Annotated in this window: 16 protein-coding genes; all 16 read right to left on the bottom strand. The window is 65.4% G+C overall.

The genetic code is table 11. From position 1 onward, the window contains the following. Window positions 1-53: 53 nt before the first annotated feature. Complete coding sequence (pknB, locus tag H8S23_RS11925; protein WP_186888559.1) at window positions 54-2,114, bottom strand: Stk1 family PASTA domain-containing Ser/Thr kinase; 2,061 nt, start codon at window positions 2,112-2,114, stop codon at window positions 54-56. Between the two features lie 2 nt (window positions 2,115-2,116). After that, a complete protein-coding gene (locus tag H8S23_RS11920; RefSeq protein ID WP_186888626.1) occupies window positions 2,117-2,860 on the bottom strand; it encodes a Stp1/IreP family PP2C-type Ser/Thr phosphatase in 744 nt (247 codons plus the stop codon). A gap of 69 nt (window positions 2,861-2,929) precedes the next feature. Further along, window positions 2,930-3,973, bottom strand: coding sequence for a dual-specificity RNA methyltransferase RlmN (gene rlmN / locus H8S23_RS11915; protein ID WP_186888558.1), 1,044 nt, complete (start codon window positions 3,971-3,973; stop codon window positions 2,930-2,932). A 1-nt stretch (window position 3,974) separates the two neighbouring features. Then, the gene (rsmB, locus tag H8S23_RS11910; RefSeq protein WP_186888557.1) at window positions 3,975-5,282 is read right to left on the bottom strand and encodes a 16S rRNA (cytosine(967)-C(5))-methyltransferase RsmB; all 1,308 of its coding nucleotides are present in this window, start codon (window positions 5,280-5,282) and stop codon (window positions 3,975-3,977) included. Between the two features lie 10 nt (window positions 5,283-5,292). Beyond that, a complete protein-coding gene (locus H8S23_RS11905) occupies window positions 5,293-5,991 on the bottom strand; it encodes a zinc metallopeptidase (protein WP_186888556.1) in 699 nt (232 codons plus the stop codon). 74 nt (window positions 5,992-6,065) lie between these two features. Beyond that, window positions 6,066-6,992 carry a methionyl-tRNA formyltransferase gene (gene fmt / locus H8S23_RS11900; RefSeq protein WP_186888555.1) on the bottom strand — a complete coding sequence of 309 codons (927 nt, stop codon included), beginning with the start codon at window positions 6,990-6,992 and terminating at the stop codon, window positions 6,066-6,068. A gap of 25 nt (window positions 6,993-7,017) precedes the next feature. After that, window positions 7,018-7,557, bottom strand: coding sequence for a peptide deformylase (gene def / locus H8S23_RS11895; protein ID WP_186888554.1), 540 nt, complete (start codon window positions 7,555-7,557; stop codon window positions 7,018-7,020). 41 nt (window positions 7,558-7,598) lie between these two features. Then, entirely contained in the window at window positions 7,599-9,857 is a 2,259-nt protein-coding gene (priA, locus tag H8S23_RS11890; RefSeq protein ID WP_186888553.1) for a replication restart helicase PriA, read from the bottom strand. A 44-nt stretch (window positions 9,858-9,901) separates the two neighbouring features. Continuing rightward, window positions 9,902-10,468: a guanylate kinase gene (gmk, locus tag H8S23_RS11885; RefSeq protein WP_186888552.1), complete on the bottom strand. Its 567-nt coding sequence runs from the start codon at window positions 10,466-10,468 to the stop codon at window positions 9,902-9,904. Beyond that, window positions 10,461-10,730, bottom strand: coding sequence for an extracellular matrix/biofilm regulator RemA (gene remA, locus H8S23_RS11880; protein ID WP_186888551.1), 270 nt, complete (start codon window positions 10,728-10,730; stop codon window positions 10,461-10,463). The genes gmk and remA overlap by 8 nt, the downstream gene beginning before the upstream one ends. Window positions 10,731-10,746: 16 nt before the next feature. Further along, window positions 10,747-11,625, bottom strand: coding sequence for a YicC/YloC family endoribonuclease (locus H8S23_RS11875; RefSeq protein ID WP_186888550.1), 879 nt, complete (start codon window positions 11,623-11,625; stop codon window positions 10,747-10,749). 269 nt (window positions 11,626-11,894) lie between these two features. Continuing rightward, the gene (locus H8S23_RS11870; RefSeq protein WP_186888549.1) at window positions 11,895-12,512 is read right to left on the bottom strand and encodes a hypothetical protein; all 618 of its coding nucleotides are present in this window, start codon (window positions 12,510-12,512) and stop codon (window positions 11,895-11,897) included. After that, complete coding sequence (locus H8S23_RS11865; RefSeq protein WP_186888548.1) at window positions 12,476-13,780, bottom strand: hypothetical protein; 1,305 nt, start codon at window positions 13,778-13,780, stop codon at window positions 12,476-12,478. Before H8S23_RS11865 ends, H8S23_RS11870 begins: the two co-directional genes overlap by 37 nt. Next, window positions 13,777-14,661: an ABC transporter ATP-binding protein gene (locus H8S23_RS11860; RefSeq protein ID WP_186888547.1), complete on the bottom strand. Its 885-nt coding sequence runs from the start codon at window positions 14,659-14,661 to the stop codon at window positions 13,777-13,779. The genes H8S23_RS11865 and H8S23_RS11860 overlap by 4 nt, the downstream gene beginning before the upstream one ends. 57 nt (window positions 14,662-14,718) lie before the next feature. Continuing rightward, on the bottom strand, window positions 14,719-16,002 hold the full coding sequence (locus tag H8S23_RS11855; protein WP_186888546.1) for a sensor histidine kinase: 1,284 nt from the start codon (window positions 16,000-16,002) through the stop codon (window positions 14,719-14,721). Next, on the bottom strand, window positions 15,990-16,670 hold the full coding sequence (locus H8S23_RS11850; protein WP_186888545.1) for a response regulator transcription factor: 681 nt from the start codon (window positions 16,668-16,670) through the stop codon (window positions 15,990-15,992). The genes H8S23_RS11855 and H8S23_RS11850 overlap by 13 nt, the downstream gene beginning before the upstream one ends. Between the last annotated feature and the right edge of the window lie 161 nt (window positions 16,671-16,831).

Below are 16,831 nucleotides of genomic sequence, written 5' to 3'. Positions count from 1 at the left end.
TTCCCGTTTCTCTTTTAAGTAGGTCCGCAGCATCCGGCACGGCCGGCCTGCGGTCAGGGGTTGGGGACCGGCGTCTCTGTGGGCGCCGGCTCTGTGGTAGGCACCGGTGTGGGCTCTGTCGTCGGCACCGGCGTCGGCTCCAGCGTCGGCGTGGGCACCGGCGTAGGCACCGGTGTCGGCGTCGGGGGTGTGCCGTTCACCTCGATGTTCTTCACCGTCTCGGTGTCAAAGTCGATGCCGATCTGCATCCCGTTGGACAGCGTGATTGTGGACGGCCCTCTGGTGCCCACCGCCGTAAAGGTCCACACGCGGCTGGTCTGGGTCACGTCGAACTCGCTGTGTCCGCCCGGGAAATCCGCCGCCCAGTGCCCGTCCGGCACATAGGGGTCAAAGGTGATGGTGACGGCGATCGTCCGCTCGGTGGGTTCCACCACGCCCGAGCTGACCTGGATATTGATCTTGCTGCCCACCGCGACCTCGGTGCCGCCCACCGGGTCCTGGCCGACGATCGTGCCCGCGGGGGCGGTGTTCTCCACCGTCGTCCGGGTGCCCAGCCGCAGGCGCAACGGCTCCAGCACCTTGGAGGCGTCCGCTTCACTGGTGAGGCCGGTCAGGTCAGGCACCTTGACCTTTTCGCTGCGGGCCGCGCGGCTGACATACAGGACCACGGTCTGCCCGCTCTCCAGCTTGGTCCCCTTTTCCGGATTGGTGCGGATGACCTTGCCCTCCTGGACGTTGTCGTTCTGCTCGGGCACGATGCTGACCATCAGCCCGAGTTCAGTCAGCGCCTTTTCCGCCTGGCCGCGGGTCAGGCCGGAAAGCTCCGGCACCTTGACCTCCTGTTTTCCCAAACTCACCTTGACGGTGATCCGGGAGCCCTGCTTGACGATCTTGGGCGGTTTGGGGCTCTGGTCGAAGATGACCCCCGCCTCCACGTTGGCGTTGTAGACCTCCACGGTCTCAAACTTGAAATCGCCGTTCTTTTTCGCCTCGTTCAACGTCATGCCGGTGAAGGTGCTCACCTCCACGTCCGGCTTGGTGCTGAACAGGCCGCTGGTCCTGAAGATCAAAAAACACAGGATGCCCGCCCCCACCGCAAACGCCACCGCCATGCCCGCCAGAATGGGCACGGTGAAGCGGAGTTTGGATTTTTTGGGGCCGGACGGCTGGCCGGACTTTTTTCCGCCGCGGGGGGCGGGCTGCGATCGTTTCGACTTGTTAACCACTTTGTCAATATACCTCGTCGGAGAATCCTCTTTTAAATACTCGTACTCAAAACGGACGCTGGGATTCCTTTTGAACTCTTCGATAGCGGCCAGCATCTCGCCCGCCGTCTGATAGCGGCGCCGCACATCCTTGGCCATGGCTTTCATCGTGATGGCCTCCAGCGCCTCCGGGATCTCCGGGTTGACCTTGCACGGCGGCACGGCCTCGTCCGAGATCTGCTTGATGGCCACCGAGACGGCGCTGTCGCTCTCAAACGGCAGCTTGCCGGTGAGCATCTCGTACATCATCACGCCGGTGGAGTAGAGATCGGCGCGCAGGTCGATGGCCTCGCCCTTTGCCTGCTCGGGGCTGATGTAATGGACCGAGCCGATCGCCTTGTCCGTGGTGGTGCGGGACTCGCCCCGGGAAAAGCGCGCGATGCCAAAATCCATGACCTTGATCGACCCGTCCGCCAGCACCATGATATTCTGCGGCTTGATGTCCCGGTGCACGATCCCCCTGTTGTGGGCGTGCTGCAGGGCTTCCAGCGTCTGGGTGATAAAGTGGAGGGTCTCTTTCCAGGTCAGCACCCTGCGCTGCTCGATATAATCTTTCAGGGTCACCCCGTCGATGTATTCCATGGCGATGTACTGCACCTTATCGGACACGCTGACGTCGAACACCCGCACGATATGGGGATGGGAGAGCAGCGAGATCGCCTTGGACTCGTTTTTGAACCGCCGGACCAGGTCCTCGTTGGAGAGGAACTCGTCCCGCAGGATCTTCACCGCCACGGCGCGATCTTCCAGCAGGTCTTTGGCCTTGTAAACATTGGCCATACCGCCGACGCCGATCAGCGTTTCGATCTCATAGCGGCCGTCCAGCCGCTTGCCGATATACATATCCATGCTCAATCCTCCGTCGCCTCGACCTTTATCAGCACCGCGGTGATGTTGTCCTGCCCGCCGGCTGCGAGCGCCGCGTCGATCATCGCGTCCGCCGCGCCGAAAAATTCACTGCCGCCCAGAATATCGCAAAGCTCTTCTTCGCTGGTGAAGTTGGTCAGCCCGTCGCTGCACAGCAGCAGGATATCGCCCGGCAGCGCCTGGCGCTCGCCGTACTCCACCAAAAGCTCGGGGTTCACCCCCACCGCGCGGGTGATCAGGTTCTTGTTGGGGTGCACTTCCGCTTCCTCCGGGGTCAGCGAGCCGTTTTCCACCATCTCCTGCACCATCGAGTGGTCGCGCGTAAGCCGCTCCAGGCGGCCGCTGCGGTAGAGGTACGCGCGGGAATCGCCCGCGTGCACGATGTGCGCCAGCCCGTTTTTGAGCACCAGCGCCACCAGGGTGGTCCCCATGCCCCGCTTGGAGGGATCGGCACAGGCCAGATCGTAGATCTCGCGGTTGGCATGCTGCGCCGCCTGTTCCATCAGCTCCCGGATCGCTGCCGAATGCAGCCCCGGCAGCAGGCCGCGGACGAACTCCTCCTCCAGCACGCTCACAGCAACGCTGCTGGCCACCGCACCGCCGCGCGCGCCCCCCATGCCGTCGCAGACGACGGCCCAGATGGTATCGTCGCTCTGGCGGCCGGCGCGGTAGTTGTCCTGGTTTTCCGTGCGGCGCTTGCCGATATCGGTTTTGCCGACGATCTTCATGGTGGTCACTCCCTCCTTAGGGCTTTTCCCACGCCTGCGGGAACAGGCGTCTGACAGCAATAAAAAAGATCAGCCCCTGCGGCCGGCTTCCTCCTGTCGCAACTGGCCGCAGGCCGCGCTGATATCCGTGCCAAGGCGCCTGCGGACAGTGGCGTTGAGGCCCAGACGGCCCAGCAGCTCTTTAAAGCGCTCCACATTGGCGGCGTCGCTGGCCGTATAGGGCGAGCTGTCCACCGGGTTGATGGGGATCAGGTTGACATGCGCCCCCATGCCCCGCAGCAGCTGCGCCAGCTGACGCGCGCACTCGGGGCTGTCGTTGACGCCCTTGACCATCGAATACTCAAAGCTGATGCGCCGCCCGGTGGTTTTTTGATAAGCTCTGCAGGCCGGGATCAGCTGCGCCAGCGGATAGGCGTCGTTCACCGGCATCATGGAAGAGCGCAGGGCGTCGGTGGGCGCGTGCAGGGAGATCGACAGGGTCAGGCCCAGCTTTTCCTGTGCAAGGCGTCCGATCTGCGGCACCAGGCCGCAGGTGGACAGGCTGATGTTCCGCATGCCGATGCCCGCGCCGTTCGGCGAAGAGATCAGGCGCAGGAACTTGAGCACATTGTCATAGTTGTCCAGCGGCTCCCCAATGCCCATGAGCACGATATGGGAGATGCGCTCGTCCAGATCCGCCGCGGCGGCATAGACCTGCGCCGCGATCTCCCCCGCCGTCAGCACCCGCGCCAGCCCGTTTTGGGTAGAGGCGCAAAAACGGCAGCCCATCCGGCAGCCGACCTCGCTGGAAACGCAGATCGTGTTGCCGTAATGGTAGCGCATCACGACGCTTTCGATGCAGTTGCCGTCCGGCAGACGGAACAGATACTTTACCGTGCCGTCTTTGGACACCTGCTTTCGCTCCACCGCAAGGCTTTCGATCTCGCACTGCCCGTCCAGCTGCGCGATCAGGGCTTTGGGGATATCGGTCATCGCGGAAAACCGGACGGCGCCGCGCTGGTGCAGCCACCGGAAGATCTGGCCCGCCCGGAACGCGGGCTGACCGAGCCCGCGTATGTACTGCGTCAGCTCCTCTTCGGACAGCGAGGTGATCTTGACCTTGAACTCACTCATTTTACCACAATCTTTCCAAACATGCCACAAAAAACCCGTCCATCCGGGCCGTGCCGGGCAAAAATGTAATCATTCCGTCATCGTCCAGCGCCCCCTCCGGCAGGGCAAACGGCGGCGGCAGCAGCTTGTAATCCCGCCTGTGCGCAAGAAAGCCGCGCACCACCGCCTGGTTTTCGGCCGGGTTTACGGTGCAGGTGGAGTAAACCAGCCGGCCGCCGGGCCGCAGCGCCTCGGCGCCGCAGGCCAGGATCGCCCGCTGGGTCTCTATCAGTCTTGGCAGGTCCGACAGGTCCTTATACCGGATGTCCGGCTTTTTCGCCAGCACCCCCAGGCCGGAACAGGGCACATCGCAGAGCACCCGGTCCATCGACTGCAGCTCCGGCACCGGCTGTGCCGCGTCGCTGCGCAGCACCTGGGCGTTGGTCACGCCCAGCCGGGCGAGCAGCTTTTCGATCAGCGGCAGCCGGGAAGCGGCCGCGTCGCAGCAAAACAGCTGTCCCGTATTCTGCATCGCCTGGGCAATGGTCGCCGATTTGCCGCCCGGCGCGGCGCAGAGGTCCAGCACCCGCTGGCCCGGCCGCGCGTCCAGCGCCGCCGCCGCCAGCTGGGAGGCCAGCCCCTGCACGTGGAACAGCCCCTGCTGAAATGCGGGCAGCGCGGCGATCTCCCCCGCCCCGTACAGCTGCAGGCTGCCGGGCACCCAGGCGGGCTCCGCCTGCACGCCCTCTTCTTTCAGCCGCGCGGCCAGGGCGGCCGGGTCGGTGCGCAGCGCATTGACCCGCACCGTCAGCGCCGGAGGCTCAAAACAGGCCTCCAGCAGCGGCCCGGCCTGCGGGCCGAAGGCATCCATAAAGAGGGCCGCGATCTCGTCTGAGACCGAACAGGTGACGCCCAGGCGCTCCGCCTCGCTGTGAAAGACGGGCTGCCAGGGCCCGGCGGCCCGGCGCAGCACCGCGTTCACCAGCCCCGCGGCCGAGCTTTTGCCCAGGGCGCGCACCAGTTTTACCGATTCATTGACCGCAGCCGCGTTTGGCACTCCATCCATATAAAGCTGCTGGTAGAGCCCCAGCCGCAGCGCAGCGCGCACCTGGGCGTCCAGCTTGTCCACCGGTTTTTTGAGAAAGGGCGAAAGCCGCGCGTCCAGCAGACGCCGCCGTTCCAGCACGCCGTACACCAGCCGGGAGCAAAAGGCCCGGTCGCGCGGGGACAGGCCGCTGTCCCGCAGCAGGCCTGCCAGCACCAGATTGGAATAGCCGCCGCGCTCGATGCGGATCAGCGCTTCTGCCGCCAGGCGGCGTGGATATTGCATCTGCATCCCCCTAATTCCGATTGTTGCGGCGGCCTGCGATCAAGATCAGACGCAGCAGGTTTGCCAAAGCGGTGGCCAGCGCCGCCACATAAGTCAGCGCCGCCGCAGAGAGCACTTTGCGCACGCCGCGCTCCTCCTCCGCCGAGACCATGCCGCTGCCGGACAGCGTCGCCACGGCCCTGCTGCTGGCATTGTACTCCACCGGCAAAGTCACCAGCTGGAACACCGCCACCAGCGCGAACAGCAGGATGCCGGCGTCCATGAGCGGGGGATAAGAAAAAAGCAGCCCCAAAAGAAAAAGCGGAAAAGCGAGTTTTGAGCCGATCTGGGTCACCGGGATGATCGCGCTGCGCACCCTGAGCGGGAAATACTCCTCGGCATGCTGCACCGCGTGCCCGCACTCGTGGGCGGCCACGCCCACCGCCGCCACCGTGGCGTTGTAGTAGACCTCGCGGGAGAGCCGGATGACCTCTGCGCGCGGGTCATAATGGTCGCTGAGGCGGCCCTCGGTGAGCTCTACCGCCACATTGGTCAGGCCGTTGCGGTCCAAAATGAGCCGCGCCGCGTCCGCGCCGGTGAGGCCGCCCTCCGTGCGCATCTGAGAATAGCGGCTGAACGCGGAACTGACCCGAATCTGTGCCCACATGGCAAAGATCAGCGCCGGGACCACCAGCACAATATAATAAACGTCGATGCCGTAGAAATACATACAGTTTGCCTCCTATTTAAAAGCCGGACGATCTTCCCCGCAGGGCTGCAAGGGCCGCGGCGGCAGGGATGTTGTCATGCTTCCGGCCGCAGCAGGTCGCCCTTTTTCAGGCGCCGGCCTGCAGCCCACTCCTGCCCGGTCATGGGGCGCTTGCCCTGCGGCACGACCTCCAGCAGTTCCAGCGCGCCCGCGCCGCAGGCGACGGTGAGGGGTTTAAGGGCCAGCACCTCGCCGGGCGCGCCGGCGCCTGCCGCCGCCCGCGCCCGGTTCACCTTGACCTTGACGCCCCCGGCCGTAAACTGAGCCACCGGCCAGGGATAAAGGCCGCGGATCAGGTTGTGCAGCTTTTGTGCGTCCTGCGAAAAATCAAAGGCCGCCATCTCCTTTTTCAGCGGCGGGGCGGCGGTGGCTTTCGCGCCGTCCTGCGGGACGGGCCGCGCCTGACCCGCGCCGATGGCCGCCACGGTCTGCGCCAGCGTCCGGGCGCCCAGGGCCGTCACCTTTTCAAACACGTCGGCGCTGGTCTCCTCCGGCCCGATCTCGACCGGGGCCACCGCAAGAATATCCCCGGTGTCCATGCCCTCGTCCATCTGCATGATGGTGACGCCGGTCTCGGCATCGCCGTTCAGCACCGCCCACTGGATGGGGGCTGCGCCCCGGTATTTCGGCAGCAGCGACACATGCAGGTTGACACAGCCGAAGCGGGGCAGGGCCAACAGCTCCGCGGGCAGGATGCGCCCATAGGCCACCACGGCGATCAGCTCGGGGGCCAGTTCTTTCAAAATGCGCTCCGCCTCGCCGTCCCGCAGCGTTTTCGGCTGAAAAACCGGGATGCCCCGGCTCTGCGCCACCACCTTTACCGGCGGCGGCGTCAGCGTCTGCCTGCGCCCCACCGGCTTGTCCTCGCGGGTAAAAACGCCCGCGATCTCGTGCCCCGCCCCGATCAGCGCCTCCAGAGCGGCGGCCGCGATCTCAGGGGTGCCCATAAAAACCAGTTTCATGCCGTTCCCTGCCCCTCTCTCAAGATCATTCCTCCGCGTCGCCCTCGTCCTCTGCGCCGTGCTCCTGATCCTCGTAAAAATACTCTGCCAGATCCATGATCGTGACGCCGTCCAGATGATCGCGCTCATGGCAGATGGCCCGCGCCGTCATGCCTGTGCGGGTGAGGGTAAACTCGTTTCCGTCGCGGTCAAACGCCCGCACCGTGACCTGCTCAGGCCGCTCGATATAGCCGTTGTGCCCGGGAAAAGACAGGCAGCCCTCGTACAGCCCCACCGAACCCTGACGGTCGATGATCTCAGGGTTGACCAGCTCGATAAATTTGTACTCGGGCTCTTCCCCCTCCTCCGGCGCGGCGCCGTCGTCTTCGGGGGGCAGGTCCACCACGATGCACACCCGGCGCATCACCCCCACCTGGGGCGCGGCCAGGCCCAGCCCGCAGGCCTCCACCAAAGTTTCTTTCATGTCGTCGATCAGCTGCCCCAGCCGGGCGTTAAAGTCCGTCACCGGGCGGCACACCTTTTTCAGGATGGGGTCCCCGTCCTGCACGATCGTTCTCAAAGCCATCTTCTCTCGTCTCCTTCCGTCAAAACCACAGCGCGGCGGTTTCAGTCGCTGTCGCTGTTAAAATCAATGCTCACGGATATCCGGCCCACATAGGGGCTGCCGCTGTAGCGCCGCTGCACCTGACGCAGCAGCTCGCGGAAAGCGCCGTCGTTGCGGCACTTGATGGTCAGTTTGTAGCGGTAGCGGCCGTGGAGCATGGCCACCCCGGCAGGCGCGGGGCCCAGCACCCGCAGCGGCAGATCGCCGCGCCCCGCCGCCCCCTCTTTCAAGTATGTCCCAAAGGCGCGGGCTGCGTCCGCGGTCTCCCGCTCCTGCGCACCGGAAAATTGCACCATGCACAGGCTGCAGAAAGGCGGGTACAAGTGCAGCCGCCGAAACGCGATCTCCTCGGCGTAAAAGGCCTCGTAGTCCTGCGCCGCAGCCAGGCTGAGCACCCGGTTCTGCGGGTCCACGGTCTGGATCAGCGCCCGGCCCGGCAGGCCGCCCCTGCCCCCCCGGCCGACCACCTGGGTCACCAGGGAAAACACCCGCTCAAAGGCGCGGTAGCTCTGGGCAAAAAGCAGCTGGTCGATGCCCAGCACCCCCACCAGCGAGACGCGGGCAAAGTCCAGCCCTTTGGCCACCATCTGGGTGCCGATCAGGATGTCATACCGGCCCTGCGCAAAGGCGGAGAGCAGCCGCTCATGGCTGTTTTTGCCCTGGGTGGTGTCCATGTCCATGCGCAGGACCCGCGCCTTTGGAAAGCGCGCCTCCAGCTCCTCTTCCACCCGCTGGGTGCCGGTGCCCGCATAGCGCAGTTCACCGCCGCAGGCCGGGCAGACGCGGGGCGCCGGTGAGATCGCCCCGCCGCAGTAATGGCAAAGCAGGCGGTCCTCCTTTTTGTGGTAGACCATGGGCACGCTGCACAGATTGCATTTCAGCGCTTCTCCGCAGTCCCTGCACACGGCCACCGTGTTGTAGCCGCGCCGGTTCAGCAGCAGGATGGTCTGCTCGCCGGCGTCCAGGTTTTTTGCGATCTCCTCCGCCAGCCGGCCGCTGATGGCGCCGGTGTTGCCCGCCGCCAGCTCGCCGCGCATATCCACCATCTCCACGGCCGGCAGCGGCTGTTCGTTGTAGCGCCTGGTCAGCCGCAGCAGCTGGCAGCGCCCCTGCCCTGCGGCGTAGTAATCCTCCACCGCGGGCGTGGCGGAGGCCAGCACCAGCAGCCCCTTATGGTACGAGGCGCGCTGCTTTGCCACTTCAATGGCGGAATAGCGCGGGCTGTTTTCCGACACATAGGTGTGCTCCTGCTCCTCATCAATGATGATGAGCCCCAGACGGTCCAGCGGGGCGAACACCGCGCTGCGGGTGCCCACCACGATGTCGGCCTCCCCGCGCTGGATCTGCTGCCACTGCTGCAGCCGCTCCGAGTTGGAAAGGGCCGAATGCTGCACCGCCACCCGGCGGCCGAACACCGCCTTGAGCCGGTAGATCATCTGCGGGGTGAGGCCGATCTCCGGCACCAGCACCAGGCAGGTCCTGCCCAGGGCCACCGCCTCGCGGATCAGCTGCACAAACACCAGCGTCTTGCCGCTGCCGGTGACCCCATACAGCAGCGCCGCGCGGGGCGCATCCTCCCGCAGCAGCGCCGTCAGCCGGGCGCAGCAGGCGGTCTGCTCGGGCGAAAGGCGCGGCTGCTCTTCCGGCAGCGCCGGGACGTAATTCTGGTAGACCTCCAGCTGCTGCTCCCGCTTTTCCACCTCCAGCGCCCCATTTTTGACCATCGTGTCCAGCACGCCGCGCCCCACGCCGGCCCCCTCGCACAGCACCGGGCCCGAGAGGGTGCGCCCGTCTGTCAGCAGCGCCGCCACTTTCTGCTGTTTGGCCGTCAGCCGGACCTCGCGTCCCGAGCGCCGGTAACAGCTGACCGTGCGCACGGTCAGCTGTTTTTGCAGGCGCGGCCCGTCCGGCCCCTGCTGCGCCCGGTACTGCGCCCCGTAGGGGATGATCGCGCGCACCGCCTCGTAGTAGGTGCAGAACGTGTGCTCTTTCAGATACTGCACCAGGCCCAGCAGCTCGCGGGTGAGCACGGCATTTTCAGGCGCGGTGTCGTAAAGCTCCTTGAGCGGCTTTTTGGGCTGCAGCTCCACCACTGCCAGCACCACCCCCATGCGGGCCCGCGCATTGCCGCGGCCAAAGGGCACCAGCACCATGCTGCCCGGGCAGACTGCCGCCCTCAGGCGGTCCGGCACCGCGTAGTCATAGCATTTGTCAAATGAAAAGGTGGCGCCTTCGACCGCCACCTTTGCAGCTACAGTCAAGCCGCCACCCCTTTCGGCAACCTATTTTGCAGACTGCGCCGCGCTCAGAACTGCGCGGCGCCCCTGACGATCTGATAGAGCTCTTCCGCGCATTGCTCCACCTTGTCGTTGATGATGACATAGTCGTAATCGCAGGCGTACTCCATCTCTTCCAGCGCGCGGGCCAGCCGCTCGCGGATCTTCTCTTCGCTTTCGGTCCTGCGGCCCCGCAGGCGTTTTTCCAGCTCTTCAAAAGACGGCGGGCGCACAAAGACCAGCTTTGCATCCGGATAAAGGCGCTTGATATTGGCCGCGCCCTCCACCTCGATGATCAGCACCACGTCGATGCCCGACGCGATGCGGCGGTCCACCTCGGACTTTGGGGTGCCGTAATAGTTTCCGCAGTAGTGAGTGTATTCCAGCACCTCGCCGGCCGCGATGCGGCGCTCGAATTCCTCAGTGCTGATATAATAGTAGTTGACCCCCTCCCGCTCGCCGGGGCGCTTGTCGCGGGTGGTCACCGATACCGACACCTCGATCTCGGGGTGTTTTTCGATCAGCTCCCGCACGACGGTGTCCTTGCCGCTGCCCGCGGGGCCTGAAAGCACGATCAAATGTTGTCCGTTACTCATCTTCCAGCTCCGTATCCTCGATGTCGTCGGCGTCGTTCAGACGGTTGGCCACCGTCTCCGGCTGCACGGCGCTGAGCACCACATGGTCGGAGTCGGTGATGATGACCGCGCGGGTGCGGCGGCCATAGGTGGCGTCGATCAGGCTGCCGCGGTCGCGCGCCTCCTGGATGATCCGCTTGATGGGGGCGGATTCCGGGCTGACGATGGCGATCAGGCGGTTGGCCGAGACCATGTTGCCAAAGCCGATGTTGATCAGTTTCATGGCGGTTACCCCTTTTCTATTCGATGTTCTGGATCTGCTCGCGGATCTTTTCGATCTCGGCCTTCATCTCCACCACCAGGCGGGTGACGGCCAGGTCCTGCGTTTTGGAGCCGATGGTGTTGGTCTCCCGGTTGAGCTCCTGGGTCAAAAAGTCCAGCTTGCGGCCCACCGGCCCGCCGCCGGCCAGGATCTCCCGGTACTGCTTGAGATGGCTGCGCAGACGCACGGTCTCCTCGTCCACAGCGGTCTTGTCGGCAAAGACGGCGGCCTCGGTAAGCACCCGCGCGTCGTCGACGGAGCGGTCCTGCAGCAGCGTCTTGAGTTTTTCGTACAGCCGCTCGGTATAGGCCTGCACCCGTCCCTCCGACAGGCGCTCCACCTCGCCCACCATGCGCTCCACCGCATCCAGCCGGGCCAGCACGTCCTCGGCCAGCTTTTCTCCCTCGGCACCGCGCATTTTCACAAAGGCTGCGATCGCCCCGTCGGCCACAGCGGCTATGTCCGCAAAGACCTGCTCCTCATCCATGCCGGCCCGGGCCACTGTGAAGATGTCGGAAAACCGGGTCAGCGTGCCAGTGGTGACGTCGTCCTCCACCCCCAGTGAAGCGGAGAGGCCGCGCAGGGCGTCGAGATAGCCGCGGGCCAGCTCCTCGTTCACGCTGATGACCGTGCCGGCCGCCCCCACGTCGGTCACGATGAGCGAGAGCTCGGTCTTGCCCCTGGAGATGGCAGCGGAGAGCCTTTTTTTGAGCCGGTCATCCACCCAGGCGTAGGCGCGGGGCATCCGGGAGCTGTACTCAAAATACCGCGCGTTGACGCTTTTGATCTCCACCGCGATATCCCGCCCGTGCACCGTCTGCTCTGCCCGGCCGTAGCCGGTCATGCTGAAAACCATGTCGCACCCTCTTTTTGCCCCCTGCCGGGCATTTATTGTTTTGGGCTATACAGGTAATAATAATACACTGAAAGCCGGGGGTTTGTCAATTCAAAAGCGGTTAAAAGCCGGAGAAAACAGCAGAGAAGCGGAGAAAACAAAAGCTTTTTTCAAACTTTGCGCCAAGCGCGGAAAAGGGGCCCGCGGGCTGCGCCCCCTCCTGGAAGAGGACGCGTCCCGCGGGCCCCGCGCCAGACGTTGAAAAGGCCGGACGCCTTTCCCGCAATATTTCACCGGCGCATACGCCGGTGAAACACCGCGAGAGCCGACCCGAGCAGCAGCAGCCCAGCCGCCAGCACCAAAAGCTTCGGCGCGCCCCGGCCGCGCGACAGCAGGAAGAGAGAGGCATTCCCGCAGCTGTTTGAAAAAAAGTCCATCGTATACCAGCCAAGCGCCGCCAGCGCCCCCGCGATCTCGCTGGAGGACAGGGCCGAGGCCAGCGCCCCCAGCGCGCCCAGCGCCAGCCCGTTTGCAAACCCCGCCGCCAGATGCCCCGCCGAGACGGCGCACCCCTGGGCGGCCATGAACAGCCACAGCCCCACGTCCAGCACCGCCAGCGCGCCCAGCATCGCGGCGGCCCTCAGCCCGCAGACCCACAGGTGGGACGCCCGCCGGGCGGCCACGCAGTCCAGCAGGCCGGGGCGGCGCTCCGGCGCGAACAGCGGGGTCAGCAGCAGCGCTCCGGCAAGCGGAAAGACGCCCTCCAGCACCAGCGCCGCCGCCCTTTCGTCCAGCATGGCGGTGCCGAACAGCGCGGGGATCAGCAGCCAAAACCCCACCGCCCCCAGCAGGGGCAGCAGGCAGAGGCGGGTCAGCTGCGTGCGGCAGATGCAAAGCGCCCGTGCCATGAAAAGCCCCCCTTTCTTTTCCTCTCGAACACGGCGACGGCCGCCGCCGTCAGCAGCACCGCCAGCACGGCGGCCAGAAGCCGCCCCCCTGCAAGCCGGGGCAGCTGCTGCTGGAACACAAGATACTGCCCCAGCGAGTTGTGGCGCGGCGCCAGCAGCGAGCCATAGGTGCTGCCGTCCGACAGACCGCCCGTGCCGCCCATCAGCTCGCTGAACCACCACAGCGCCTGCAGAGCCACCGCGGCAGGGGTGCCCGTGGCCACTGTGACCAGCAGGGACAGAGCGGTGACCAGCAGCAGCGTGGGCAGCAGCCAGAAAACGGAGGTGGTAAAGAAAGCTGTCCAGCTTATGGCGGCGGCCCCGTAGACCGCGGCATAGTGAACGGTCAGCCAGCCGCCCAGCAGCAGCACGGGCAGGAACTGCAACGCCACCAGGGCCAAAAAACGCGCGCAGATGAGCGCCGCCCCCGACACCCTGCGGGTGTACAACACCGGCGCGATCCTCCGGCGGTCCTGCCAGAAAAATGCGGCGGCGGTAAAGGCCGGGAGAAGAGAGAGCATGCACACCGCATAATCGCAGAACAGGCGGGCATGGGCGCCGGTATAGCGGTCGTGGGCAAGGCTTGCCTGATACTCTTCCAGCAGGGCGTCATAGGTGGCAGGCACCCGTCCGTAACCGGAAAGCCCGTCCACCGCCCAGTCGGAACCCCCGCCCAGCAGCCGGTCCGCCTGTTCCATCAGGCCGGTGAACTCCTCCCACGCCAGCCCCGCCCGCAGCGGCACGCCGGCGCTGCCGGGGCCGTCCGGCGCGGCGGCCGATGCTGCGCCGCCGGTGATGGTGACGCTTCCGTCCGGGTTCAGCTGCAGGTCGTCCCCGCCCACGGCAAACGCCCCGCTTTGGCCCCCCTCCGCGTTTGCGGCCGCCAGCAGTTCCTCTGCGCTGAGCCCCGTCAGCTGGGCCAGAAGCTGCGCCAGCTGGCCCTGCTTTGCCGCAGTCAGCTTTACATGTTTGATGAGGCCGTGGGGATAGGTGGAAAAGTTATTGGACACAAAGCCCTCATAAAGCGCCGACACCGCCTCCGGCATGATCAGCGCCGGGTCATTGGATGGCACCAGGACCGACTGCTCCGCCCCCGGCTGCGGTTCCTCGATCGTTTTGTCGTCGGGCAGGACCCCCTGACTCGCCAGAAAAAACACCAGGCACAGCAGGGTCAGCCAGTAGACGGCACTGTGCAGCAGTCGTCTGCACTCTGTCAGGAACAGTTTCATTGTCTCTCACCTCCCGCCGCGTGTACGCAGAGCAGATACGCGTCCTCCACGCTCGGCTCACAGGGCCGGCCGATGCAGGGGTCCTCCTCCGGCGCAAGGAACCGCACCGTGCAGCTTTTGCCGGTCCCGCTCACCGCGGTGACCGGGTGGTGCGCCCGGAAAGCCGCCAGGCTCCCGTGGGACAGCTCCGTTTCATATACCTTTCCCTGCGCGCGCCGGCGCAGAGCCTCCACAGCGCCGCAATAGACCAGCCTGCCGCCGTCCATCACGGCGACCTCTCCGCACGAGGCCTCGATGTCCCCCACCACATGGGTGGAGAGCAGCACTGTCTTTTGCTCCGCCAGTTCGCCCAGCAGCGCCCGCAGCCGCACGCGCTCCTCCGGGTCCAGCCCGGCGGTGGGCTCGTCGAGGATCAGCACCTCGGGGTCGTGCAGCAGCGCCTGTGCAATGCCCAGCCGGCGCAGCATGCCGCCCGACAGCGCCCGCACCCGTTTGTGCGCCTGCTCCGCCAGATTCATCTGCTCCAGCAGGGCCGGGATGCGGGCGCGGCGGCAGGCGGCGCTCAGGCCGGACAGCAGCCCCAGATACTGCAGCGCTCCCTCGGCGGTCATATTGGGGTAAAGGGCGAAATCCTGCGGCAGATAGCCGATGTGGGGGCGTACGGCGGCGGGCTTTTGCACCGATGCGCCGCAGACGGTCACTGCGCCCTGCTGGCAGCGCATCAGCGCGGCGATGGTGCGCATGAGCGTTGTCTTGCCCGCGCCGTTGGGCCCCAGCAGGCCGAACATGCCCCTGGGGATGTGCAGCGTCAGATGGTCCACCGCCACCTTGCGCCCATAGCTCTGGCACAGATCTTCGATCTCGATCATGGTTTCCGGCATAAAATAACACTCTCCTCATTTGAACTGAGAAGAGTGTAACAGGTGATCTTAAACTTTTTATCTATTCTCTTTTTCCCGGGATCTTTTTTCTTGCCGCACCGTGTCCGGCAGGCCGGGCGCAGCCTCTCCCGGCTCTGCGGCAAACGTGGCCCGGACCTCGGCGCCCCCGCCGGGCGCGGCCCCCAGGACCAGCGCGCCGCCATGCTTTTGACAAAGCACCGCGCACAGATGCAGCCCCAGGCCAAAGTGGCCGTCTCCCGCCTCCTCCCCGCGCCAGAACGCCTCCTGCGCATGGGCCAGCGCAGAGGCGGAAAACCCCGGCCCGTCGTCCCGCACCCGGATGCTCAGACAGCTTCCATCATACGCGCACGCCGCTTCCACCCGCCCCGCGGCGCAGCGGGCCGCGTTGGAGACCAGGTTTTCAAACACTTCGCGCACAAGCGCCGCGTCCAGCGCCGCCGTGCCAAAAAGCCGCTCCGCTTTCATTTCAAAGCCGCAGCGCCGGCCGCAGAGGACCGCCCCGTCCCGCGCCAGCTCTGCGGCCAGCGCTGCAAGGCCGGTCTCCGCTCTGTGCAGGGGCAGCCGTTCCAGCTTTTGCGCCGCGCCCATCCGCTGGGCATAGTTCTCCAGCCGGTCGATGCTGGCGTGCATGGTCTCCAGTGTCTGGCGGACCTTCTCCGCCGGCAGGCGTCCCTGGTATCTCATCAAAAACTCGTCATACCCCCGCAGCACGGTCAGCGGCGTGCGCAGGTCATGGGCAAACGCCGCCTGCATTTTTCGGCTGTCCTCCAGCGTGCGCCACAGCTCGCGGCTGTTTTCCGCAAGCGCCGCGCGCATCGTCTCAAAAGATTCCCCCAGCCGGTGCAGCTCGTCCTGCCCCGGCACCTCCACCGCAAACTCCAATTCCCCCGCCGCAATGCGTCCCGCAGCCGCGTCCAGCACTTCCAGCGGCCGCTTCAGCCTGCGCCGGTAGAACAGGATGCTGGTCACCGCGACGCTGGCTGTAAAATACAGGGGCATCAGCAGCGGATAGTACCGGAGCAGCGTGTAGACCACCCGGTCCCGGGGTTCCATATAGTCCTCCAGCGTCAATGCCGACCCGTCCGGCGCAGTAATCCCGATGCGGGTCCTGCCGACCATATCGCCGTTTTCATCCACGACATAAGACCAGAGAAAGGCGTCGCTCTCATAATAATCGCGATATTTTTCTCCCAGCGCATTGCGCGTCATCTCACAGGGAACTGCAGTCAGGATACACAGCAGCCCCGCCGCGATCAGGCAAACGATCAGGTACTGTGCAAAACTCCACTTGAGGGAGGAGGCGCGCTTTATCTTATCCAACGGTAGCCCATCCCCCATTTCGTCTCGATATGTTCCCTTGCGCCCGCGGCCGCCAGTTTTGCCCGCAGCCGTTTGATGTGTTCCGCCACCACCGCCGACGAGCCCTCCGCCTCGCAGCCCCACAGGGCCTCATAGATGCGTTCCCGGTCAAAGATCTGGCCCGCGTGGCGGGAGAGCAGTTCCAATATCTCATATTCTTTTTTGGCCAGTGGGACCGGCCTGCCGCCGCAGGTGACGGCGTGGGCGGCGTAGTCGACGGCAAGGTCGTCCTCAAAGCGCACCTGTGCCAGGGGGTGTGCGGCCGCTCGCTGCTGGCGGCGCAGATGTGCCGCCACCCGGGCTTCCAGCTCGTCCAGAGAAAAGGGCTTCAGGACATAGTCGTCGCCGCCTGCCGAAAACCCTTCGATCTTATCCGCATCCTCCACCCGGGCGGTGAGAAACAGGATCGGGCAGGCCACATGTTCGCGGATGCGCCGGCACACTTCAAACCCGTCCATATCCGGCATATTGACGTCCAGCAGGATCAGGTCCGGCCTCTGCCCTGCCAGGGCGACGGCCTCGCGGCCGCTGGCCGCGCAGAACACCGTGTAGCCCAGCATGGAAAACGCGTCCTGCAGCAGGGCGCGCAGCGGCGCCTCGTCATCCGCCACCAGCAATTTGTACGGCATTTTGCTCTTTCTCCTTTCGCTGCGCAGCTTTCTCAGGGCCGGCCCCGGCAGCGCTTCACCACCTCCCGCCGCACGGCGTCCCGGCAGGGCGGGTGCCGGGGGAAGCCCCGTCTTTCCGCACCGCGGCTATTTTACTCCCTGAAAATCAACTTTTTATCAAC

Source organism: Anaerofilum hominis, from assembly GCF_014287275.1.
Classification (GTDB): domain Bacteria; phylum Bacillota; class Clostridia; order Oscillospirales; family Ruminococcaceae; genus Pygmaiobacter; species Pygmaiobacter hominis.
Note: the sequence above shows the minus strand (reverse complement) of the source record. Positions and strands in the feature narration are given on the sequence as shown.